23 protein-coding genes are annotated in these 22,580 nt (G+C 63.3%); 13 read left to right on the top strand and 10 right to left on the bottom strand.

The genetic code is table 11. The features are described 5' to 3' along the window. The first annotated feature begins 185 nt into the window (after positions 1-185). The 3 genes from LV82_RS10220 to LV82_RS10210 all read left to right on the top strand — a co-directional run bounded on the left by LV82_RS10220 (position 186) and on the right by LV82_RS10210 (position 3,653). Positions 186-1,520, top strand: coding sequence for a glutamine synthetase family protein (locus LV82_RS10220; RefSeq protein WP_104071386.1), 1,335 nt, complete (start codon positions 186-188; stop codon positions 1,518-1,520). Positions 1,521-1,597: 77 nt separating this feature from the next. After that, positions 1,598-2,290 (top strand): type 1 glutamine amidotransferase, encoded by a 693-nt coding sequence (locus LV82_RS10215; protein WP_104071385.1) that lies wholly within the window; start codon positions 1,598-1,600, stop codon positions 2,288-2,290. A 4-nt stretch (positions 2,291-2,294) separates the two neighbouring features. Continuing rightward, positions 2,295-3,653, top strand: coding sequence for a glutamine synthetase family protein (locus LV82_RS10210; protein ID WP_104071383.1), 1,359 nt, complete (start codon positions 2,295-2,297; stop codon positions 3,651-3,653). Between the two features lie 45 nt (positions 3,654-3,698). Here the strand turns inward: LV82_RS10210 and phaR are convergent, their stop codons facing one another. The 3 genes from phaR to LV82_RS10195 form a co-directional block, all read right to left on the bottom strand. Then, entirely contained in the window at positions 3,699-4,268 is a 570-nt protein-coding gene (phaR, locus tag LV82_RS10205) for a polyhydroxyalkanoate synthesis repressor PhaR (protein WP_104071664.1), read from the bottom strand. 183 nt (positions 4,269-4,451) lie between these two features. After that, the gene (locus LV82_RS10200; RefSeq protein ID WP_104071381.1) at positions 4,452-4,904 is read right to left on the bottom strand and encodes a Phasin; all 453 of its coding nucleotides are present in this window, start codon (positions 4,902-4,904) and stop codon (positions 4,452-4,454) included. A gap of 115 nt (positions 4,905-5,019) precedes the next feature. Further along, positions 5,020-6,813: a PHA/PHB synthase family protein gene (locus tag LV82_RS10195; RefSeq protein ID WP_104071379.1), complete on the bottom strand. Its 1,794-nt coding sequence runs from the start codon at positions 6,811-6,813 to the stop codon at positions 5,020-5,022. 129 nt (positions 6,814-6,942) lie between these two features. Here LV82_RS10195 and phaZ point away from each other — a divergent pair, with 129 nt between their 5' ends. After that, on the top strand, positions 6,943-8,220 hold the full coding sequence (phaZ, locus tag LV82_RS10190; protein WP_104071378.1) for a polyhydroxyalkanoate depolymerase: 1,278 nt from the start codon (positions 6,943-6,945) through the stop codon (positions 8,218-8,220). Positions 8,221-8,222: 2 nt separating this feature from the next. On the opposite strand, the gene LV82_RS10185 is transcribed toward phaZ, so the two are convergent. After that, positions 8,223-9,203, bottom strand: a complete 981-nt coding sequence (locus LV82_RS10185; RefSeq protein ID WP_104071376.1) for an alpha/beta hydrolase — start codon at positions 9,201-9,203, stop codon at positions 8,223-8,225. Continuing rightward, positions 9,196-9,957: an alpha/beta hydrolase gene (locus LV82_RS10180; protein ID WP_104071373.1), complete on the bottom strand. Its 762-nt coding sequence runs from the start codon at positions 9,955-9,957 to the stop codon at positions 9,196-9,198. Before LV82_RS10180 ends, LV82_RS10185 begins: the two co-directional genes overlap by 8 nt. A gap of 215 nt (positions 9,958-10,172) precedes the next feature. Between LV82_RS10180 and thrS the strand changes: the two genes are divergently transcribed. The 6 genes from thrS to LV82_RS10150 all read left to right on the top strand — a co-directional run bounded on the left by thrS (position 10,173) and on the right by LV82_RS10150 (position 15,189). Beyond that, positions 10,173-12,125, top strand: coding sequence for a threonine--tRNA ligase (gene thrS, locus LV82_RS10175; protein WP_104071371.1), 1,953 nt, complete (start codon positions 10,173-10,175; stop codon positions 12,123-12,125). 194 nt (positions 12,126-12,319) lie between these two features. Next, positions 12,320-12,616 carry a BufA1 family periplasmic bufferin-type metallophore gene (locus LV82_RS10170; RefSeq protein ID WP_104071662.1) on the top strand — a complete coding sequence of 99 codons (297 nt, stop codon included), beginning with the start codon at positions 12,320-12,322 and terminating at the stop codon, positions 12,614-12,616. A gap of 60 nt (positions 12,617-12,676) precedes the next feature. Next, positions 12,677-13,531: an MNIO family bufferin maturase gene (gene bufB / locus LV82_RS10165; protein WP_104071369.1), complete on the top strand. Its 855-nt coding sequence runs from the start codon at positions 12,677-12,679 to the stop codon at positions 13,529-13,531. Continuing rightward, positions 13,528-14,271, top strand: a complete 744-nt coding sequence (locus tag LV82_RS10160) for an HvfC/BufC N-terminal domain-containing protein (RefSeq protein ID WP_104071367.1) — start codon at positions 13,528-13,530, stop codon at positions 14,269-14,271. Before bufB ends, LV82_RS10160 begins: the two co-directional genes overlap by 4 nt. Beyond that, on the top strand, positions 14,268-14,819 hold the full coding sequence (locus LV82_RS10155) for a DoxX family protein (protein WP_104071366.1): 552 nt from the start codon (positions 14,268-14,270) through the stop codon (positions 14,817-14,819). Before LV82_RS10160 ends, LV82_RS10155 begins: the two co-directional genes overlap by 4 nt. 163 nt (positions 14,820-14,982) lie before the next feature. Next, on the top strand, positions 14,983-15,189 hold the full coding sequence (locus LV82_RS10150; RefSeq protein WP_104071364.1) for a cold-shock protein: 207 nt from the start codon (positions 14,983-14,985) through the stop codon (positions 15,187-15,189). A gap of 63 nt (positions 15,190-15,252) precedes the next feature. On the opposite strand, the gene LV82_RS10145 is transcribed toward LV82_RS10150, so the two are convergent. Beyond that, on the bottom strand, positions 15,253-15,579 hold the full coding sequence (locus LV82_RS10145) for an arsenate reductase family protein (protein ID WP_104071660.1): 327 nt from the start codon (positions 15,577-15,579) through the stop codon (positions 15,253-15,255). A gap of 247 nt (positions 15,580-15,826) precedes the next feature. Between LV82_RS10145 and LV82_RS10140 the strand changes: the two genes are divergently transcribed. After that, positions 15,827-16,108, top strand: coding sequence for a hypothetical protein (locus tag LV82_RS10140; protein WP_104071362.1), 282 nt, complete (start codon positions 15,827-15,829; stop codon positions 16,106-16,108). A gap of 51 nt (positions 16,109-16,159) precedes the next feature. Here LV82_RS10140 and parE read toward each other — a convergent pair whose 3' ends face one another. Beyond that, positions 16,160-18,115, bottom strand: a complete 1,956-nt coding sequence (parE, locus tag LV82_RS10135) for a DNA topoisomerase IV subunit B (RefSeq protein WP_104071360.1) — start codon at positions 18,113-18,115, stop codon at positions 16,160-16,162. A gap of 90 nt (positions 18,116-18,205) precedes the next feature. After that, positions 18,206-18,865, bottom strand: coding sequence for a glutathione S-transferase family protein (locus LV82_RS10130; protein WP_104071358.1), 660 nt, complete (start codon positions 18,863-18,865; stop codon positions 18,206-18,208). Between the two features lie 165 nt (positions 18,866-19,030). On the opposite strand from LV82_RS10130, the gene LV82_RS10125 reads away from it, so the two are divergent. Together LV82_RS10125 and LV82_RS10120 are read left to right on the top strand one after the other, a co-directional pair. After that, entirely contained in the window at positions 19,031-19,543 is a 513-nt protein-coding gene (locus tag LV82_RS10125) for a GNAT family N-acetyltransferase (protein ID WP_170063402.1), read from the top strand. A gap of 41 nt (positions 19,544-19,584) precedes the next feature. After that, the gene (locus LV82_RS10120) at positions 19,585-20,946 is read left to right on the top strand and encodes an MATE family efflux transporter (RefSeq protein ID WP_104071357.1); all 1,362 of its coding nucleotides are present in this window, start codon (positions 19,585-19,587) and stop codon (positions 20,944-20,946) included. Between the two features lie 6 nt (positions 20,947-20,952). Here the strand turns inward: LV82_RS10120 and LV82_RS10115 are convergent, their stop codons facing one another. Continuing rightward, positions 20,953-21,378 (bottom strand): hypothetical protein, encoded by a 426-nt coding sequence (locus tag LV82_RS10115; protein ID WP_104071355.1) that lies wholly within the window; start codon positions 21,376-21,378, stop codon positions 20,953-20,955. Then, the gene (locus LV82_RS10110; RefSeq protein WP_104071353.1) at positions 21,378-22,580 is read right to left on the bottom strand and encodes a pyridoxal phosphate-dependent aminotransferase; all 1,203 of its coding nucleotides are present in this window, start codon (positions 22,578-22,580) and stop codon (positions 21,378-21,380) included. Before LV82_RS10110 ends, LV82_RS10115 begins: the two co-directional genes overlap by 1 nt.

Below are 22,580 nucleotides of genomic sequence, written 5' to 3'. Positions count from 1 at the left end.
CCCTTATTTGATCAAAATCTGACGCTTACCGAAGCACGACATTTCATAGGGTTGTGCCGCATTGATCGTGAATTCGTTGGATTTGATCATGTAAGCGATGGCCCAGGAACCGGGCCGGAGCAGCACTGGGGACGTATCGTCGTAACCGGGGTGGCATCCGGCCGGTCCCCCAAACCGGTGCGAAAATGAAGGAATGGCTGCTTGAACATCCCGAGGTGCGCACGATCCGTGTCGCCGCGGCAGATCTAAACGGACAGGCACGCGGCAAGCGCATCCCCGCCCGATACGCGGCATCCGTGATCGAGAACGGCACGCGTTTTCCGATGTCGGTTCTCAATCTCGACATCTGGGGAGAGGATATCGAGGACAGCCCGCTGGTCTTCGAGACAGGAGACCGTGATGGGGTGCTTAAGCCAACCGAACGCGGCTTCATGCCAATGCCGTGGCTGGACGCCCCAACCGCGCTGCTGCCGATCTGGATGTTCCACGAGGATGGCACGCCCTATGAGGGTGATCCACGCCATGCCCTGGCCCGTGTCGTCGAGCGGTATCGCGCGCGTGGCCTGACGCCCGTCTGCGCCATGGAGCTGGAATTCTTCCTGATCGACGATTCGGGCAAGACGTTGCAGGTTCCGCCATCGCCGCGTTCCGGCAAGCGCCGCAAGGCGGCCGAAATCATGTCCGTCCGAGCCCTGGATGCGTTCGATCGCTTCTTCACCGACCTCTATGAGGCCTGCGAGGCGATGGACATTCCCGCCGATACGGCGATCTCCGAAGCAGGTCTGGGCCAGTTCGAGATCAACCTGGTTCACGGCAACGACCCGCTGAAGGCAGCCGACGATGCGTGGCTGTTCAAGATGCTGGTCAAGGGCTTGGCGCGGCGTCATGGCTTTGCGGCCAGCTTCATGGCCAAGCCATACCCGGAATATTCGGGCAACGGACTGCATACGCATTTCTCGGTGCTTGACCGCGATGGGCGCAACATCTTTGACAATGGCGGCCCCGAGGGAACCGAGACCCTGCGCAACGCGGTCGCTGGCTGTCTATGGGCGATGCGAGACTGCACCCTGATCTTTGCGCCCCATGACAACAGCTATGAGCGTCTGGTGCCCGAGGCACATGCCCCGAACGGCATCTGCTGGGCCTATGAAAACCGAACCGCCGCAATTCGCATCCCCTCGGGTGCGCCTGCCGCAAGAAGGATTGAGCATCGGGTCGCCGGCGGTGACGTCAACCCCTATCTGATGCTGGCCGCAATCCTGGGCGCGGCCCTGATCGGGATTGAGGAACGGATGACCCCGCCCGATCCCATCAGCGGCAATGCTTATGCCCTGGACCTGCCGCTTCTGTGCGAAAGCTGGCAAGAGGCGATCGACACGTTCGAAACCAGCCGCATCATACCCCGGCTGTTCCCCGACCAGTTGATCCAGAACATGGTGATGACCAAACGTCAGGAGCTGCACTACATGCAGGAACTGACGCCAGAGGAAAAGGTCGAGCTGTATCTCGACACGGTTTGACAGCACCCACTTGCGCCGGCTTGGCTTGCGCAGCACGATCCGAACCACAGGACATTGCACGGACAGGCAGCACCCAAATGCGCATCGGCATTCTTCAGACCGGCTCGGCCCCCGAAAGTCTCAGGCCCCGAACGGGGGATTACCCCGACATGTTCCGTCGCCTTCTGAGCGGGCATGGCTTCGATTTCGTCACCTACGATGTCGAGAACATGCAGTTCCCGACCGACATCCATGATTGCGACGGCTGGCTGATCACCGGATCGCGCCATGGTGTATACGAGGACCACGCCTTCATCCCGCCGCTCGAGGACTTCATCCGCAAGGCTTTCGAAGCGGGCATCCCCATTGTCGGCATCTGCTTTGGTCACCAGATCGTGGCCAAGGCTCTGGGCGGACGGGTCGAAAAATACCCGGGCGGATGGGCAGTTGGCCCCCAGGTCTACGATTTCGGCGGGCGCAGGGTGGTGCTGAATGCGTGGCACCAGGACCAGGTGATAGAAAAGCCCTCGATGGCGGAAACGGTTGCCAGCAATGAATTCTGCCGTCACGCGGCGCTTGTCTATGGTGATCGCGCCTTTACGGTTCAGTCCCATCCCGAATACGACAACGCCTTTATCGAAGACCTGATGAACACGCGCGGGCGCGGCGTCGTTCCCGACGCGCTGATGGAACAGGCGCGCGCGCGCTTTACCGAAACGAACTCGGCGCCAGATATCGCGAAACAGATCGCCGAATTCTTTCTTGCACACCAGAAACAGGAACACGTGTGATCTCATGTCCGACTGGACCGAACAGCTTCCCCAGGCCGCCAAGGATTTCATCTCTGGCCGTCGCGTCGACGAAGTGGAATGTCTCGTTTCCGACCTTGCGGGCGTGGCCAAGGGCAAGGCGATGCCTGCATGGAAATTCGGCAAGCAGACCCATTTCCACCTGCCCAACTCGATTTTCGCTCAGACCATCACGGGCGACTATGCCGACATGCCCGATGGCAGCGAGTTCACGGAACCCGACATGATCCTGACGCCGGACTTTTCAACCGCCCAGGCGGTGCCGTGGACGGCCGATGTGACCCTGCAGGTGATCCATGACATTTCCGATCGCGAGGGTGAGCCGGTAAAGATGGCGCCGCGCAACGTGCTCAAGCGGCTGGTCGAGCTGTATGAGCGCGAAGGCTGGCGCCCGATCGTCGCGCCCGAGATGGAATTCTACATCGTCGCGCGCAACATCGACCCAAACCAGCCGATCATACCGCCGGTCGGGCGTTCGGGCAGGCGCGTCATGGCCAAGCAGGCCTATTCGATGTCAGCCGTGGATGAATATGGCCGCGTCATCGACGACATCTATGACTTTGCCGAGGCACAGGGGCTGGAGATCGACGGTATCGTCCAGGAAGGCGGGGCGGGCCAGGTCGAGCTGAACCTGCGCCATGGCGACCCGGTCGTGCTGGCCGACGAGGTCTTCTATTTCAAGCGACTGATCCGCGAAGCCGCCCTGCGCCATGACAGCTTTGCCACCTTCATGGCCAAGCCGATCGAGGATGAGCCTGGCAGTGCAATGCACATTCACCAATCGGTCGTCGACATGAAGACCGGGCGCAGCCTCTTTGCCGACGAGACGGGCCAGGAAACGCCGGAATTCTTCCACTTCATCGCCGGGCTGCAGAACTATCTGCCCGCCGTCGTCGCGCTGATCGCGCCCTATGTGAATTCCTATCGGCGCTACGTCCCCGATTTCGCTGCCCCGATCAACCTGGAATGGGGCCGAGACAACCGCACGACGGGCCTGCGCGTGCCGATTTCGGATCCGCAGTCACGGAGAGTCGAAAACCGGCTGCCGGGCATGGACTGCAATCCCTATCTGGGGATCGCTGCAACGATGGTCTGCGGGTATCTGGGCCTGAAGGAAAAGCGCATGCCAAGGCCAGAGATGCGTGGCAATGCCTATATCGCCTCTGACGAAATCCCGATGACGATGGGCGATGCGCTGGACATGTTTTCCGAATGCGCGCCGATCCGCGAGCTGTTGTCGCCGGAATTCTGCGACATTTACGAAGCCGTGAAGCGCGCCGAATACAAGGAGTTCATGCAGGTCATCAGCCCTTGGGAACGCGAACACCTTCTGCTGAACGTGTAGGCCGGTTGCGACGCGCGGATCAGGGCGGCGGTTCCTTCCCGCCGCCTAGAGTTTCGACAGTTTCGCCTGCAGCTCTGCCAGTTGTTTCTTGATGGCCTCCAGCTCTTCCTTGCTCGAGCTGTCCGCGCTGCTGTCACCCTCTTCTCTTTCGGGACCCGACGACCCGGCAAAACCTGGCATCAGCGTCTTCAGAAAAGCCTGCTGCTGGCGCTGCAATGCCTCGAAGCCCGGCATGCCGGCCATCGGGTTGGGAAAGGACGACAGGTTTTCCAGCATCTTGGACTGGCTTTCGCGCAGCATCTGGAAGGACGCGGCCAGAAATTGCGGCACGATGCTTTGCGCGCTGGTCGTATAGCTGCGGACCAGATCGGTCAGCACGTCGATCGGCAGGACATTCTCGCCACGACTCTCGTGCTCGGCGATGATCTGCAAGAGGTACTGGCGGGTCAGATCATCGCCGGACTTCAGATCGATGATCTGAACCCTGCGTCCATCGCGGATGAACCCCGCAATGTCTTCAAGCGTCACGTAATCGCTGGTTTCGGTATTGTACAGGCGCCGGCTGGCATACCGCTTGATCAGCAGCGGCTTTGTATCCTTGGCTTCCCCTGCCATCGGCATGGCCTCCCTTGTCTTTTCGCCACTTTTGCGTTGCGGCAAGCTTATGCCACGTCGCGGAAAAGACAACAAAGAAAGGGCGGGCACATCGTGCCCGCCCAAGGTTCGGTCTCGCCGACAGGGAGGAAAGGGAGACCAATCGAGGATCCGACCGGGGAGGAGTGGCCGGATCGTCTCGGATCACTTGGAGGCCGCAGCCGTGGCCTTCTTCGCCGCGGCGGTAACTTCGGCCTGGGCCTTCTTGACCGCGGCGGACGCGTCCTGCGACATTTCCTTGCCGGCGGCCAGCATCAGCTCGACCGTTTCCATCTGGGCCTTCTTCGCCACTTCGGCGAAAGCGGCCAGGGTCTCGGCGGTCATCTCGGCGGCGGCCGAAGCAAAGTCGGTCACGGCTTTCGAATACTCGGCCGGTTCTTCCTTGACCTTGGTCAGGTCGGCCACCTTGTTCAGAGCGTCTTTCGTCCACTTGAACGAAATCTCGTTGCTCTTTTCCGCGGCTTCCAGGGCGACCTTGACGAATTTCTCGCCATAGGCAGCCGAATTGCGGAAGCTGTCCTGAAGGGCCTTCGCGTCAAACGGGAAGGCGGCGGTCATGTCCTGCATGACCTTGGTGAAGTCCTGAGCCTTTTGCATCTTTCATCTCCTGCAAGCGGGCGGTGTTGCGTCTGAGGTGAAGATAGATGCTGCGCCGCAGCATTTCAAGTTTTTTCTGCTGCAGCGCGGCATGGACGGTTTTCCTTACGCAAGGTCAAGAACTTGGCGACTCGACCACATAGGTACCTGGCGCGGGCGCCAGCGGGGGATGGTCCGAATCACCCACTTCGCGCGCGGGGATCATCTTGCCCGACCTGCGTTTCAGCCACGCCTCCCAGCGCGGCCACCAGCTGCCCTCGTTGAACGTGGCGCTGGCCATCCATTCGTCAGGGTCGCGCATCGGTCCATCATTGGTGTAGTGGCCGTACTTGTTTCTGTTCGGAGGGTTGACGATGCCCGCGATATGACCCGACTGGGACACGACGAAGGTCTTTGACCGTGACCCGTACATGCGGGCGCCCTTGAAGCACCCCTTCCATGGGGCGATGTGGTCGCTTTCACATGCCACGGCAAACATCGGCAGGGTCACGTCCTTGAGACCGATCGTCTCGCCACAGATCCGGATGCGCCCTTCGGCCAGCTGATTGTCCTGGCATATCCAGCGCAGATATTCGACCGCCATGCGGGCAGGCAGGTTCGTGCCGTCGCTGTTCCAGAACAGAAGATCGAAGGCCGGCGGCTTTTCTCCCAGCATGTAGTTGCGGATCGCGGGCTGATAGACCAGATCGTTCGACCGCAGGAAGGAAAACGTCCGCGCCATGAAATACTTGTCCAGATAGCCGTCACGCCGGACCTGTTCCTCGATCCCGTCGATGAAATCGTCATCAAGAAAGACCGCGACATCGCCGGGATCGGAGAAATCCGTCAGGGTCGTGAAGAAGGTCGCGGACCTGACCGGCTTCTGGCCCCGCTTGGCCAGCACGCCCAGCGCAAGGGTCAGGACCGTTCCGGCGATGCAATAGCCCACGGCATTGACCTGCTCGACCTTGCAGATCCTGCGCGCTTCCTCGATCGCGGTCAGGAAACCTTCCTCGACATAGGTGTCGAGCCCGACATCGGCATAGGTCTTGTCCGGATTCTTCCAACTTACGACGAACAGCGTGTAGCCCTGGTCGACGATCCAGCGGATCAGCGAATTGGCGGGCTTCAGATCCAGGATGTAGAACTTGTTGATCCACGGTGGGAACAGGACGATCGGGGTTTCGTGGACCTGTTCGGTCCGGGGCGAATACTGGATCAGTTCCATCATCCGGTTGCGATAGACCACGGCGCCTTCGGTGGTCGCGATGTTCTCGCCGACGCGGAAGGCCTCGGGGTCGGCCAGCCGGACCAGAAGATCGCCCCGGTTTTCCTCGATATCGCGCACAAGGTTTTCCAGCCCACGCACAAGGCTTTCCCCTTCCGTTTCCAGCGCACGCTCCAGCGCATCGGGGTTGGTGGCCAGAAAATTCGTCGGCGCCATCATGTCCATCAGCTGGCGCGCGAAATGCTGCACGCGCTTGCGCTCGTGCGGCTGCAACCCTTCGATCGAGTTGATCGCCTCCTCCATCGCCGCGACATTCTGGAAATACTGTCGCTTGACGAAATTGAAATAGGGGTGGGTCTTCCACAGCGGATTCGAGAAGCGACGATCCTCGGGCGTGTCATCCTCGGGCGGTTCGAACCTGCCCTTGGCCAATGCCTGCTGCAGCTCGACATAGTTCTTCAGCGCCTTGCCCCACAGCGTGGCCTGCTGTTCGATCAGGCGGCCGGGATTTTCGATGGCTTCGCGCCAATAGGCACCGACGGCGTGGGCAAACAGCCCGATTCCCGGCGCTTCGACGGCGGGATTGGGCAACCTCTTTTGCGCCATGGCCTGGATCAGGCGTTGCGTCAAAGCCTCGATTTTGGCCAGATTCGCCTTCATCTTCTCCAGATTTTCGGGGGATGGTGTCGCGTCGGTTGCCATGGTGCCCTTTCCTCCCTACTGTGTTGCACTGCAGCATATCCGCATTCCGGCAATGCTCAAAGGCCCAAGTCGGAACCACGGCCGATCGGGTCGGGCAGAGACGGAAGCGCAAAGGAAGGTCCGATCACCATGAAGGGCACATTTTCCTACGACCTGATGGAAAGCGTCCGAAACACCAACGAATGGTTGGGGGCGTCGGCGCGTGCCTATGCCTCGTATCCGATTTGGGGGCTCGCACCCAACCCGATATTCAAGCTGATGTCGGCCTGGGGCCGGGTGACCGAACGCAGTTTCGCACGCATGGTCATCAAGCCCGACTGGGGCATCCGCACCGTCGTGGGCACCGATGACCGCGACCACCTGGTGGAAGTCGAAACCGTTCTGGAGCGGCCCTTCGGAAACCTGATCCACTTCAACGTGATCGGCCGCGATCCGATGCCCCGTCGGGTCCTGCTGGTCGCGCCCATGTCGGGCCATTACGCAACGCTGCTGCGGTCCACCGTGACCAGCCTGCTGCCCGATTGCGACGTCTATGTGACGGACTGGAAGAACGCGCGCGACATCCCCGTAAGCTGCGGCAAGTTCGATATCGAGGATTACACGCAGTACCTGGTCGACTTCATGCGGCATCTGGGCCCGGACCTGCATGTCGTGGCCGTGTGTCAGCCCGCGCCACTGGCGCTTGCCGCCACCGCCCTTCTGGCCGAACGGGACCCCAAGGCCCAGCCGCGTACGCTGACGTTGATCGGCGGCCCGATCGACCCCGATGCCGCGGCAACCGAGGTGACCGATTTCGGCCGCCGCGTGACCATGGGGCAGTTGGAGCATCTGGCGATCCAGCGCGTGGGCTTCAAATATGCCGGTGCGGGTCGGCTCGTCTATCCGGGCCTGCTGCAGCTGGCCTCGTTCATCTCGATGAATATCGACCGCCACGCACAGGCATTCAGCGACAAGATCCTTGCCGCCGCCCAGGGCAAGGACAGCGAGAACGACGCGCATAACCGCTTCTATGACGAATACCTTTCCGTCATGGACATGACCGCCGAATTCTACCTGTCCACCGTCGAGCGCGTGTTCAAGAACCGCGAGATCGCGCGCAACGTCTTTGTGGTGGATGGTCACCAGGTCGATATCGGCAAGATCACCGATGTGGCGATCTTCGTGATCGAGGGCGAGAAGGATGACATCTCGGCCCCCGGTCAGTGCATTGCCGCGCTTGATCTGACGCCCGGCGTTCCCGACAGCCGCAAGTTCAGCCATCTTGAACCCGGCGCGGGCCATTACGGAATCTTCGCCGGCAAGTCCTGGCGCAACAACATCCGTCCGTTGGTGCTGGACTTCTTCGACGCCCACAGCGAAGCCCCGCGCCGCCGCCGGGGCGCGAAGACCGAAATGCGCGCGGGCTGACGCTACAGCCCGCGCACCCAGCTCAGGATCAGATCCGTCACCGTGTCGGTCATGCCCGGGCTAAGAATATCGCCCGCAATGACATGCGAAAAGGGATCGTCGTCCGGGCCGACGGTCACCTCCTCGACCCGCACGGGCCCACCCCAGCGCGCGGCGACCTTGCGCGTCGCATCCGGTGAGACGACCATGTCATTCGGCGAAAACACGAACAGCGCGGGCAGATCGACCCCCGCGTAATCCGCGCTTGCCGCGTGTTCCGCCAATGCCGCCATGGGCAGAAGCGCGACGGTCGGATAGCATGTCGTCCAGAACCGCGCATGATCTTCGTTCTGAGGCTCGAAGCACCGTTCGCGTCCGGCCACGATGGGCACCCATTTGCGCGCATAGGGCCATGTCAGGATGCGCGAAGCCGCGGCCCGAATGCCGAAATTCGGCGAAACGAACACGAGTGCGTCCATCCTGGCCCGCAATTCCGGCTGCAACGCCGCCTCGGCCGCGATCGTGCCGCCCGTCGATGTCGCGATGACCAGAACGCGCTTTCCAAGCCGCTTGCCGATGGCCAGGGCCTCGGCCGCATCGATCATCCAGTCATTCGCGGTCGGCCCGGCGAAACGCTCGGACCCAAGGCCGTGTCCGGCGAACCGTGTGAAGAACAGATTGGCGCCCAGCGCCCGGGCCACGAGGTCGGGAACCGGTCGGATCTCCTGTGCGGTCGCGGAAAATCCGTGCAGATACACGACCGCCCAATCCGTCACCTGGCCCGGCACCCCATCCCAGACGATGCGCTTTTCCGCGCCGGGCACGATGCCGCCGACGACGGATTCGCGTGTAGCCAGCCACCTATCCAGAGCGGCCGGATCGTCGGGCAGAACCGAGTCATCGAAATCGACGTGCAGATCCAGCGGCTCGCGCGGACCAACGGCAAAAAGAACGCCAATCGCGACGGCCAGCACGACCAGGCCCCATGCAGTCACCCTAAGCATCCGTCCGCTCCAGTCGCTGCAGAACCTTCAGAACGCTCGTCTCTACCAGCCTCAGACAATCAGGCGTCGAAAAGCGGTGGTCGGCGCCCTTGACCACGGTCAGGCGCATGTCGGGACCCTCGGCATGTTCGATCAGGCGCACCGCGACCGACAGGGGAACATCGGTATCCGCCGTTCCCTGCAACATGCGCACCGGCATGGGCAGGTGCAAGGGCGCGCGTAACACCAGGTGATTGCGACCGTCCTCGATCAGGCGGCGGGTGATGACATAGGGTTCGTCGGAATATTCCGACGGAAGCGCGATCTGCCCCTTTTCCATCAACTCGCGGCGTTGCGCCTCGGTAAAGGCCTGCCACATCCCGTCCTCGGTAAAGTCGGGCGCGGCGGCAATCGTCACGAGGCCCGCGACCTTGTCGGGATGGGCGCGCGCCATCAGCAGCGAAATCCACCCGCCCATCGACGAACCGACCAGGATCTGAGGCCCCTCGGTCAGCTGCATGATCGCGGCGCGCGCATCCTCGAACCAGTCGCCGATGCAGCCCTCGGTGAATTCGCCCGATGACTTGCCGTGCCCGGAATAGTCGAAACGCAGGAAGGCCCGGCCGTGCTCGCGCGCCCAGGCCTCCAGCGCCAGCGCCTTCGTCCCCTCCTTGTCCGAGCGGAACCCACCCAGAAAGACGACGCCCGGCCCCGCCCCCTCGATCTTGTCATAGGCGATACGGCGCCCCTGATCGGTTTCCAGATAAGCCTGCATCTTGCCCCCTCTTCTCCGGTTTCCTGAACAGGGATACAGCCCGCGCGGCTACCGCGAAAGCCCCGCGGCGACAGGCTGACGCAACGAAGGCGAAAGGCGCGCGCCCACGCTGACCCGGCACCCGCGTTGACTTCGCGCTCGCGATTGCCCAGAAAGGCGGCCACCACCCGCAACCGGGCGTTCCGTGGGCGCCAAACCGACGAGGAGAATGGGCCATGACCCAGATTACCCTGACCTTTCCCGATGGCAGCAGCCGCAGTTTCGAGCGGGGCGTGACCGCCGCAGAAGTCGCGCGCGCCATCGCGCCTTCGCTGGGCAAGGCCGCGATCTCGGCCACGTTCAACGGCCGCCACTGGGACCTGCAATGGCCCATCACCGAAGACGGCACGATCACCATCCACACGATGAAGGACGAGCCCCAGGCGCTGGAGCTGATCCGCCACGACTTTGCCCATGTCATGGCGGCGGCGGTTCAGAAACTGTGGCCCGACGTCAAGGTCACGATCGGCCCGGTCGTGGAAAACGGCTGGTACTACGACTTCGACCGCGACGAACCCTTCACGCCCGAGGATCTGGCGCTGATCGAAAAGGAGATGCGCGCCATCATCGCCGCGCGCGAACCCGTGCGCACCGAAGTCTGGGACCGGTCGCGCGCGATCGAGCACTACATCCGCAAGAACGAACCCTTCAAGGTCGAACTGATCGAGGCCATCCCCGAGGATGAACCCGTGCGCATGTACTGGCACGGCAACTGGCAGGACCTGTGCCGGGGCCCGCACCTGCAGAATACCGGTCAGCTGCCGGCGGATGCGTTCAAGCTGATGTCGGTCGCGGGCGCCTATTGGCGCGGGGATCACCGCAACAAACAGCTGCAGCGCATCTATGGCGTGGCCTTCCGCAACCGCGACGACCTGAAAGCCTATCTGCACATGCTGGAAGAGGCCGCCAAGCGCGACCACCGGCGTCTGGGACGCGAGATGGAGCTGTTCCATCTGCAGGAGGAAGCGCCGGGAATGGTTTTCTGGCACCCCAATGGCTGGACGATCTACCGCACGCTGGAAGACTACATGCGCCGCCGGCTGCGCCGCGCGGGATACCAGGAAATCCGCACCCCGCAGGTCGTCGACCGCATCCTGTGGGAACGATCGGGCCATTGGGAAGCCTATCGCGAGAACATGTTCATCGTCGAGGTCGACGAGGAAGGCGCGCGCGAAAAGCGCATCAATGCGTTGAAGCCGATGAACTGCCCCTGCCATGTCCAGGTCTACAATCAGGGCCTGAAATCCTATCGCGATCTGCCGCTGCGTCTGGCCGAGTTCGGTTCGTGCCACCGCTATGAAAGCTCGGGCTCGATGCACGGTCTGATGCGGGTACGCGGTTTCGTGCAGGACGATGCGCATATCTTCTGCACCGAGGACCAGATCGAAAAGGAATGCGCCGACTTCATCGCGCTTCTGTCCTCGGTCTATGCCGATCTGGGCTTCACGAAATTCGACATCCGCCTGTCCACCCGGCCCGAGGTCCGCGTGGGCTCGGACGCGATCTGGGACAAGGCCGAAGGTGCCTTGCAGAAGGCGATCGAGGGGCTGGGCCTGCCCTATGCGATCAATCCGGGCGACGGCGCCTTCTATGGCCCCAAGCTGGACTTCACCCTGACCGATGCGATCGGTCGCGAATGGCAGTGCGGCACGTTCCAGTGCGACTTCAACCTGCCGGTTCGCCTGGGCGCGGAATATGTGGGGGAAGACGGCGCGAAGCACCGTCCCGTCATGCTGCACCGCGCGATCCTCGGGTCGTTCGAGCGCTTCATCGGCATCCTGATCGAGAACTATGCGGGCAAGCTGCCCTTCTGGCTGGCCCCCCGTCAGGTCGTCGTGGCCTCGATCGTCTCGGACGCCGATCCCTATGTGCATGAGGTCGTCGAGAAACTGACCCAGGCCGGCATCCGCGCCGAAGCCGACACGCGCAACGAAAAGATCAACTACAAGGTGCGGGAACATTCCGTCGGCAAGGTCCCGGCGATCCTTGCCATCGGCATGAAGGAGGTGGCCGAGCGCACCGTCTCGATCCGCCGTCTGGGCGAGAACCGCACCCAGACCGTACCGCTGGAAGAGGCGATCGCCGGCTTCAAGGCCGAGGCCACGCCGCCGGACCTGCGCGCGGTCTGACGACGGATCGCATGACCACGACAGGGGCGCGCTCGGCAGCGGGCGCGCCCTGTTTCGTGCAAGATGTTACAACCCGTCACAGGGCCGTGGGGCACGCCTTCGTGAGTGGCGCGTCATCACGCCGCAGGTTAGCTTGCCTGTGTCGCGACACGATCCAGATCAATTTCGCTTACAACCAACCGAAGGAACACATGATGTCCAATTCGATCAAGACGCTCGCCGTTGCCGGTTCGCTTGCAGCCGCCCTTTCAGCGCATGGCGCAACGCCCGCTGCCGCGCAAGAAGCCAAGGAAAAGTGCTATGGCGTGGCGCTCGCCGGCCAGAACGATTGCGCGGCCGGGCCGGGCACGACCTGTGCCGGTACCTCGAAGGTGGACTATCAGGGCAACGCCTGGAAACTCGTACCAGCCGGCACATGCACCACGATGGAACTGCCTGACGGCCGCACCGGATCGCTGGAGCCGCTGGACCGCGATCTGCCGCGGGGCTGAAGAACCGGGGCGCCCTTTCGCAGGGCGCCCCGACACCATCCGCCTGCAGGAGAACACGACATGCTGGACAGACAAACCGAGCCCGGCCTGCCCCCTGCCCCGGGTGTTGGCTACAAGCCCCAACATTTCACCGCGCTGATGCAGGACCCGGGGCCCGTGCGCTGGCTCGAGATCCACGCTGAAAACTACATGGGGGAAGGCGGCCGCCCCATCGCCCAACTGCGTCACCTGGCCGAACGGTTCCCGATCTCGGTTCACGGCGTCGGCCTGTCCATCGGGGGCGAAGGGCCACTGGACCGCGACCATCTGGACCGCCTGCGGCGGCTTTGCGACTGGCTGCAACCCGCCAGCTTTTCCGAACATCTTGCCTGGTCGACGCATGACGCCGAGTTCCTGAACGACCTTCTGCCTCTACCCTATACCGAGGAGACGCTTGCCCGGGTCTGCGCCCATGTCGACGAGGTGCAGACACGGCTTGGCCGCAAGATGCTGCTGGAAAACCCGTCCGTGTATCTCGACTTTGCCGAAAGCAATCTGGGCGAGATCGAATTCCTGAGCGAAATCGCGTCGCGCACCGGATGCGGTCTGCTTCTGGACGTCAACAACGTTCATGTCTCATGCACGAACCGCCAGACGGATGCCCGGGATTACATCGATCGATTCCCGATCGATCTCGTCGGGGAAATCCATCTTGGTGGCCACGACGAAGACGTCGACGATGCCGGCGCGCCGCTGCTGATCGATTCCCATGCCCATCCGGTCGTCGATCCGGTCTGGCAGCTTTACGAACGCACGATTTCCCGCGCCGGACCCCTGGCGACCCTAATCGAATGGGACAATGACGTGCCCGACTGGCCGGTCCTGGCCGACGAGGCCGAAAGGGCCGCGCGCATTCTGGACCGGGTTACCGCATGAGACAGGCCGATTTCCGCGCCGCCCTGCTGGATCCCTCGCGCCCCCACCCGCCGGGCCTGACCGACCCGCAGGGACGTCCCGCAGGCAGGCGCTTCAATGTCTATCGCAACAACGTGACCGTTTCGCTGGTCGAGGCCTTGAAGACTGCATTCCCCGTGCTGCGCAAACTGGTCGGAGAAGAATTCTTCGCCGCGATGGCCTTGGAGCATGTTCGCGCGCATCCCCCGCGCTCGCCCCTGCTGATGCTGTACGGAACCGACATGCCAGACTTTCTGGCCCGCTTCCCCCCGGTCTCCCACCTGCCCTATCTGCCCGACATAGCCCGCCTCGAGCTGGCGCTGCGCGAATCCTATCATGCAGCCGACGCCACACCCGTCGCGCCGGATCGTCTTGCCGCCATCCCGCCCCAGGATCTTGCGAATATCCGGCTGCGCCTTGCGCCGGCGCTACGACTGGTTCGCTCCGACTGGCCGATCCACGCGATCTGGGTGGCAAACATGAAAGAGGCCCCGCCGCCCAGGACGGTGACAGCGCAGGACATTCTGATCCTGCGGCCGGAATTCGATCCCGAGCCCCATCTTCTGCCACAGGGCGCCGCGCCGTTCATCGCCGCCCTGGCGGAAGGCAAGACGATCGGCACCGCGCTTGACGCAGCGGGGGACTTCGACCTGAACGCGACCTTTGCGCTTCTCGTGTCCGGCGGCGCGATAATCGACATTGCCACGGAGACTTCCGCATGATTGCCCTGTATCGCCGCGCAGCAGGTCTTCTGGATCAGATTGCGCCACGCGCCCTGCCCCTGGCCGCCCGGATCGTTTTTGCCGGTGTCCTTCTGTTCTATTTCTGGGGCTCGGCCGTGACCAAGCTGGGGCCCGGTGTCCCCGGGCTTTGGACGCCTTCGGACGGAGCCTATATCCAGGTGCTGCCAAAGGTCGTCGAATCCGTCGGGTATGATTTCTCGCAGCTCGGCCTGCTTCACCGCCTGATCGTTCTTGCCGGAACATGGGCCGAGCTGATCCTTCCCGCGCTGATCGTCCTGGGTCTGCTGACACGCCTTGCGGCATTGGGCATGATCGGCTTTGTGACCGTTCAAAGCCTGACTGACATTTGGGGCCATGGTGTCGCCGGCGCCGATCTGGGCCAGTGGTTCGATCGCGCCTCTGACGCCCTGATCCTGGATCAGCGCGCCTTCTGGATGCTTCTGTTCATGATCCTTGTAATGCATGGCGGTGGCTGGCTGTCGCTGGATCGGGTTCTGACCCGGCGCAAGGACGACCGACGCTTTTGAAAATAGCCCTTGCAAAACCCGCGCGAACGTCGATGATAAGGCCCACGTGACCTAAGATTCCCTACCGCCTCCCTCGATCAATCGGGCAGCCGGACTATCTGGAAGACTTGGCTGCACGGCCTCGGGCAATGGTGCCCGGGTAAATTGACGAAGGAGAAAGCGGATGGCTACTGGCACCGTGAAATGGTTCAACTCGACGAAGGGCTTCGGCTTCATCGCGCCGGATGATGGCGGCAAGGACGTGTTCGTGCACATCTCGGCTGTCGAGCGCGCCGGCCTGACGACGCTGAACGACAACCAGAAGGTTTCCTACGAGCTTCAGTCGGGCCGCGATGGCCGCAGCTCGGCGGGCGATCTGAAACTGCTCTGATCTGCAGACAAAATTGCATGGAAAGGCCCGCGTAAAACGCGGGCCTTTTTGATTCCACGCCAATCACCCCAACAGGGCTGCCTGCACGTCCTTCGTCCATCCCAGATGAAGGGTGCCGCCTGCGTCGATCAGCGGGCGCTTCATCAGCGTCGGGTATTTCGCAAGCAACTCGGCAGCCGGGCGCTGGCGTTCGGATTCGTCCAGTCCGCGCCAGGTCGTCGAGCTTCGGTTCACCAGCCTGTCGCCAAAGGCCGACAGAAAGCGATCGATATCTTCGGGCCCCAGCGGCTCGGCCCGGACATCGCGGAAGGTCACGTCATGCCCAGCCGCGCCAAGGGCCTTCATGGCCTTGCGGCAGGTATCGCAGGTCTTCACGCCATACAAAATCATCGGTTTCTCCTCATGCTGCGAGACATGGATGCCGGAGCGGCGTTGAAATGCAACCGCCATCGGCGGATTTCCGACCGCCATCGGCAACATCATGTCGTTTCCGTTACAGCACCAATACGCCCGCTTGATCGGGCCGCATCTCGCATCTAGCAACGAATGACACGACGCGCCCCACTTGCGCCGTCGTATTGCATCTCAGGATCCGAAATTGAACGGACCGGCACGTGCCGGTCTGCAAGGAGGAGACATGACGATCAGCGCAGATCTCATTGACCGGTTGTCCACCGAGGCCGGTCGGCGTCTGACGGCACGCGCGCGCCGCGGCCGCATCAAGGCGCTTGCACAGATCTCCCGCATCTGTGTGACCTATACCCGAGACGGGCAGACACGGGCCGAAGAGATGTTCGACACCACGCCGACCCTGGGCGACCTGTACGAACGGATCGGGCCAGATGCGTATATCGTCTCGATCACGATGCGGCGCAGATCGCTGCGCGAGCGTCTGCGGCTGGCCCTGCTGGCTGCGTGATTGCCCGCCCCGGGGCCGGAGGGCCACCCCCGGCCGCGTGGCTGCACATAGTCACAGATCGAGCTCTTCGACGAAACGCGCATTTTCCTGAATATATTGAAAGCGAAGCTCGGGCTTCTTGCCCATCAGGCGCTCGACCAGATCGCTTGTCTCACCCGGGGCATCCTCGTCGATCGTGACACGGATCAGGCGGCGGGTCGCGGGGTCCATCGTGGTTTCGCGCAGGTCTTTGGCGTCCATTTCGCCCAGGCCCTTGAAGCGCTGGACGTCGATCCGGCCCTTGCCGCCCAGACCCTTCTTCAACCATTCCTCCTTCTCGGCATCGTCCGAGACATAGACGCGCCTGGCCCCCTGGGTCAGCCGGTAAAGCGGCGGGCAGGCAAGGTACAGATGCCCGTGGTCGATCAGCGGACGCATCTGGGTAAAGAAGAAGGTCATCAGCAGCGATGCGATATGCGCGCCATCAACATCGGCATCGGTCATGATGATGATCTTTTCGTAACGCAGATCATCCAGCCTGAACCTTGTCCCCAACCCCACGCCCAGCGCCTGGGTCAGATCGGCGATTTCCTGGTTCGATCCCAGTCTCGAGCTCGCGGCCCCCAGAACGTTCAGGATCTTGCCCCGCAGAGGCAACAATGCCTGGGTCTTGCGATCGCGCGCCATCTTGGCCGACCCGCCTGCCGAGTCGCCCTCGACGATGAACAGCTCGGTTCCCTCGCGGGTCTGGGCGCTGCAATCGACCAGCTTGCCAGGCAGCCGCAGCTTCTTGGTGGCGGATTTGCGCGCGGTTTCCTTCTCTTGCCGGCGGCGCAGGCGCTCCTCGGCCCGCAGCACAAGAAAATCCAGGATCGCCCCGGCCGATTTCGGGTCGGACGCCAGCCAGTTGTCGAAATGGTCGCGCACCGCGCCTTCGGTCATGCGCGCCGCGGCCTCGGTCGCCAGACGGTCCTTTGTCTGGCCAACGAATTGCGGCTCGCGGATGAAGCACGAGACCAGGGCGCATGCGCCTCCGGTCAGGTCATCCCGCGTGATCTGCGCCGCCTTGCGATTGCCGGCAAGCTCACCATAAGCGCGGATGCCTTTCAGGATCGCTGACCAGAATCCTGATTCATGCGTGCCGCCCTCGGGCGTGGGGACCGTATTGCAGTAGGATTGAATGAAGCCATCGCGCGCGGGGGTCCAGTTGATTGCCCATTCGACCGATCCCGGCTCGCCATACTTGTCCTGGAAGCTGACCTTTCCGGCAAAGGGCTTTTCGGAATAGGTCGTCACGCCGGACAGTTGTTCGTTCAGGTAGTCCGCCAGACCACCAGGGAAGTGAAAGGTCGCCTCGGTGGGAGTCTCGCCATCGTCGATCTCGCTCTTCCAGCGGATCTCGACGCCGGAAAACAGATAGGCCTTCGATCGCACCATGCGCAGCAGCCGCGCCGGCTTGAAGCGGTGATGGCCAAAGATTTCGGCATCGGGATGAAAGGTGACCGATGTGCCCCGCCGGTTTGGCGCCGGCCCGACCTTGCGGACGGGGCCCAGCGGCACGCCGCGGGAAAAACGCTGTTCGAACAATTCACGGTTGCGCGCAACCTCGACGACCATCGAATCCGACAGCGCATTGACGACAGAGGCCCCGACCCCGTGCAGACCGCCCGAGGTCTGATAGGCCTTGCCCGAGAACTTGCCCCCCGCATGCAGCGTGCACAGGATGACTTCCAGCGCCGACTTGTCGGGAAATTTCGGGTGCGGATCGATGGGAATGCCGCGGCCATTGTCGCGGATCGTGATCGAATAGTCCGCGTGCAGTTCGACCTCGATGCGGTTGGCGTGGCCCGCGACGGCCTCGTCCATCGCATTGTCCAGGATCTCGGCCACCATGTGGTGCAGGGCACGCTCGTCGGTGCCGCCGATATACATGCCGGGGCGCTTTCGCACCGGCTCCAGACCTTCGAGAACTTCGATCGCGGAGGCGTTGTAGTCGTCCGCCCGCGAGGAGAGGAGATCGTCTGCCATGAAGACTGCTCTGTCGTTTGTTTTGGCTGCCGATTACACCACGCGCGGGCGGCAGGGGCAAGGCATCGCGGGCCCGCTTCGGCGCGCGGATCAGGCCGGTTCGGCCAGGCGTCGCGCCCACATCGCCTTGAAAGCGGGGCGGGCATGACAATCGGCCAGCCAGTTGGCCACCGCGGGATAGGCATCGATCAAGCCCGGCTCGGCCTGGGCATACCGTATGATCTCGGCCATGTTGATATCGGCGACGGTAAAGCGCCCGCCCACCATGTGGCCATTTTCGCGCAGATGGCTGTCCAGAACCTTCAGCGGCCGCCGCAAGCGGGCGGTTTCCCGGGCGATCTCGGCCTGACCGTCGGGCGTTTTCGCGCGGTTCTCGGCATGGGCGAACATGATTGCCAAGGCATGCGGTTCAATCGCGCTGACGCCATACAGGGCCCATTGCTCCATCAGCGCGTTCTCACGCTCATCGTTCGGCGCCAGCGGGCCGCCAGCCTTGCGGGCGATGTAATGATTGATCGCCAATGACTCGGTCAGCACGAAGTCGCCATCCCGCAACACAGGCACCGCACCGGCCGGGCTGATCTGCAGGAATCCGGGCGACAGCGTGTTGAACGGCGCATCTTCCGCCTCGGGGTCCGGCAGGCGATAGGCCTGGATGACGGGGACATGTTCGAATTCCAGGCCCAGCTCCTCGAGCAGCCAGAAATTGCGCGACGCGCGGCTGCGATAGACGCCATAAAGTGTCAGCATTCTTCCCCCTCCGTTTCCCGCCTGCGCTCATGGTGGCTCCGGGCGACGGCGCCCGCAAGCCCCCGAATATCATGCGCATGGGTCATATCGGGTTTGAGCGCTTGCCATTTCACCCTTGCCACCAAAGCCCCTATTTTCGCCGCAGCGCAGCAAGGGGTGAATGTCATGTCCGCCGCCAGTCCGGCTTCGGTTCGCTTTGCACTCGCACAACCGAATGACAGTTCGGGCGGCTGGCGTGCCGCCCTTGCGCGGCATCTTGCGCGTCTCGATCTGCCGGCGCGGATCAACCGCTTCTTGTCGCCCGCAAGGGACGAGGCAATTCGCGCCTATGCAGATCGCGCCCAGCCGCTGTTTCTGATCACAGCCGGATCGGGCGGACGGCTGATCGGCGTGGCCGAGGTGCACCCGCATGCCACGCTGGATCGTTCGGCCGAGATTGCAGTCTCGGTCGACACCGAGTGGCGCAATCACGGCATTGGTCACCGCCTGTTCGAAAAAGCGCTGGAGGAATGTCGCAGGCGCGGCATCGACGATCTGTGGGTCGTCTATCTGCGCGGCAACCAGGCCATGCGGCGGATCGCCGAGCGGTCAGGTTTCGTACAGGTGCCCGACGCCGATCCGGATTGTGTGACCGCCCATCTGATCGACCTGCCGCGATCGCCCCGGACGCGGGAATAGACCGTCTGGACCTTTCAGGCGCCCGGGGCTAATGCGACCGGATGACGCGGTTTCAATCCTGCCTTGCCCATGCGCGCGCCCTGCTCATCCTGGGTTTGCCCCTGATCGGGTCGAACCTTGCGCAGATGGCGCTGCATGTCGCCGACACCGTGATGCTGGGTTGGTACGGCGTCGAGGCGCTGGCCGCGGTCATCCTTGGGGCATCGACGTTCTTCATCCTGTTCATCCTGGGGGCGGGCTTTCCGATCGCCACGACGGGACTCGTGGCGGCCTCGATCGGCGCGGGAGACCAGACCCAGGCGCGGCGGGCCACGCGCATGGCACTGTGGCTGTCGGTGCTGTATGCGGCAGCGGTCATGCCGATCATGTGGTGGTCCGGGCCGATCCTGCGCCTGCTGGGCCAGGATCCCCATCTTGCCGCTCTGGCGCAGGATTATCTGCGCATCGCGGGGCTTGGCATGGCCCCTGCCCTGATCATCAAGACGCTGCAAAGCTTCCTGTCGGCCATCGAACGCACCCGTGTCGTCCTGATCGCCACGCTGGTTTCGCTGGCGGTCAACGTCGCGCTGAACTGGGCGCTGATCTTTGGCAACTGGGGAGCCCCCGAGCTGGGACTGCGCGGCGCGGCGGTTGCCACGCTGGCAACCCAGATCGTTGGCGCGGCCTTTCTGGGCCTGTATGCCGCCTGGCTACCTGCTTTGCGTCCCTATGCCCTGTTCCTGCGGCTTTGGCGCCCCGACCCCGAAGCATTCGTCCGGCTGTGGCGGCTTGGCTGGCCGGTGGGGCTGACCGGGCTGGCCGAGGGCGGATTGTTCAATGCCTCGGCCCTGATGATGGGCTGGGTCGGGACGATACAGCTTGCCGCTCATGGCATCGCGATCGAGATCACGGCCCTGGCCTTCATGGTGCATCTGGGGCTGTCGAACGCGGCGACCGTGCGCGCGGGCCACGCGGCGGGGCGCGGCGATCTGGCGGGGCTGCGTGATGGCGCGATCGCGGCGATGGGCCTGTCCTTTCTCTTCGGGCTTGTTGTCGTGGTCCTGTTCCTGACCAGGCCAGAACCGCTGATCGGCCTGTTCCTGGACAGGGCCAATCCGCGCGCGGGACAGATCGTGGCCTTTGGCGCCATGCTTCTGGCGGTGGCTGCGTTGTTCCAGCTGTTCGATGCGGCCCAGGTCATGGCGCTGGGTCTTCTCCGGGGTCTGCAGGACACGGCGGGCCCCCTGTGGATCACGGTGGTCAGCTACTGGCTGATCGGCATCCCGGCCAGCTATCTGCTGGCCTTTCCCATCGGTCTTGGCGGCGTGGGCCTGTGGCTGGGGCTGACGATCGGGCTTGCGGTCGCGGCCGTCCTTCTCGTCGCGCGGTTTCGCACGGCACTGCGCGGGCCGCTTCCCGCCTGAGCAGGGTCAGGACGGTTCCTGATCCGCATCGTCCCCGGTGGCCCGCTCGGCCCGCCGCCGGACAAGCGCGGCCCGCAGGTCATGCATCGCGATCAACAGCGCATCGTCAAGCGCGGCCAGATCTTCGTCGCTGGCGCGCGACTGAACCCAGTTCGTGACCATGTGCAGCTGATCGACCAGACGCCACAGGTCCTCGATCTCGCGCCGGGCCAGGATCTGGCGGCGGGCGGCGATCCATTCGCGCATCGCGGTCAGCTCTTCCTCGGACAGGTCCTGATCGCCGTGCGGCCGGATCTCTGCCTTGCGCAGGTTGATGACCGCGATCGGCTGCATGTCCAGCCGGTTCTGACGATTGTCACACCCCAGGCGAAAAACCTGGGCGCCATTCTCGCGCACCCGGAAATGCAGGCGCGGCACGATGGAGCCCGGCATCACTGCAGTCCTTCGCAAAATGCCCGGATGCGGCGACAGGCTTCCTCCAGCACCTGATCCGATGTCGCATAGCTGATGCGGAAATTCGGCGACAGGCCGAATGCCGCGCCAAAGACGACGGCAACGCCGGTTTCCTCCAGCAGCGCCGTTGCAAAGGCCGCGTCGCTGTCGATCAGCCGACCACCGGCAGAACGCATGCCGATGCAGGCGGAAATGTCGGGATAGACATAGAACGCGCCCTGTGGGGTCGGACAGGTGATGCCCGGCGTTTCGTTCAGCCGGCCGACGACAAGATCGCGGCGGCGCTGGAACACGCGGCGGAACTCGGTCAGGAAGTCCTGCGGCCCCTCGAGCGCGGCAAGTGCCGCATATTGCGAGATCGAACAGGGATTCGATGTCGACTGGGACTGTATCGTGCGCATCGCGCGGATCAGGCTGACTGGCCCCGCGCCGTATCCGATGCGCCAGCCCGTCATCGCATAGGCCTTGGATACACCGTTGCAGGTCAGCGTCCGGTCATGAAGCGCGGGCTCGACCTGCGCGGGGGTCACGAACTCGAAACCGTCAAACATCAGGTGTTCGTACATGTCGTCGGACAGGACCCAGACATGGGGATGGCGCAGCAGCACGTCGGTCAGGGCGCGCAGGTCCTCGCGCCCATAGGCCGCGCCGGTAGGGTTCGATGGCGAGTTGAAGATCAGCCACTTGGTCCGGGGCGTGATGGCGGCCTCCAATGCCTCGGGCGTCAGGCGAAAGCCGTTCTCCATCGTGCAGGGGACGATCACCGGCACACCGCCCGCCAGCGTCACCATGTCGGGGTAGCTGACCCAGTAGGGCGCGGGAATGATGACCTCGTCGCCGGGATTGAGCGTCGCCATCAGCGCATTGTAGAGCACCTGCTTGCCGCCCGTCCCGACGGTCACCTGGCTTGTGTCGTAATGCAGGCCGTTGTCGCGCCGGAACTTTGCGCAGATCGCGGATTTCAGCTCGGGGATTCCGTCAACCGCGGTGTATTTGGTACGCCCCGCGGCGATCGCGCGGCAGGCGGCATCCTTGATGTGATCGGGCGTGTCGAAATCGGGCTCGCCCGCGGACAGGCCGATGATGTCATGCCCCGCGGCCTTGAGCTCCATCGCCTTGTTCGTCATGGCGATCGTCGGCGACGGCTTCACTCGCGCCAGCGTGTCGGAAATGAACGACAT

The organism is Albidovulum inexpectatum, from assembly GCF_002927635.1.
Classification (GTDB): domain Bacteria; phylum Pseudomonadota; class Alphaproteobacteria; order Rhodobacterales; family Rhodobacteraceae; genus Albidovulum; species Albidovulum inexpectatum.
This window is presented reverse-complemented; position numbering and strand designations above follow the sequence as displayed.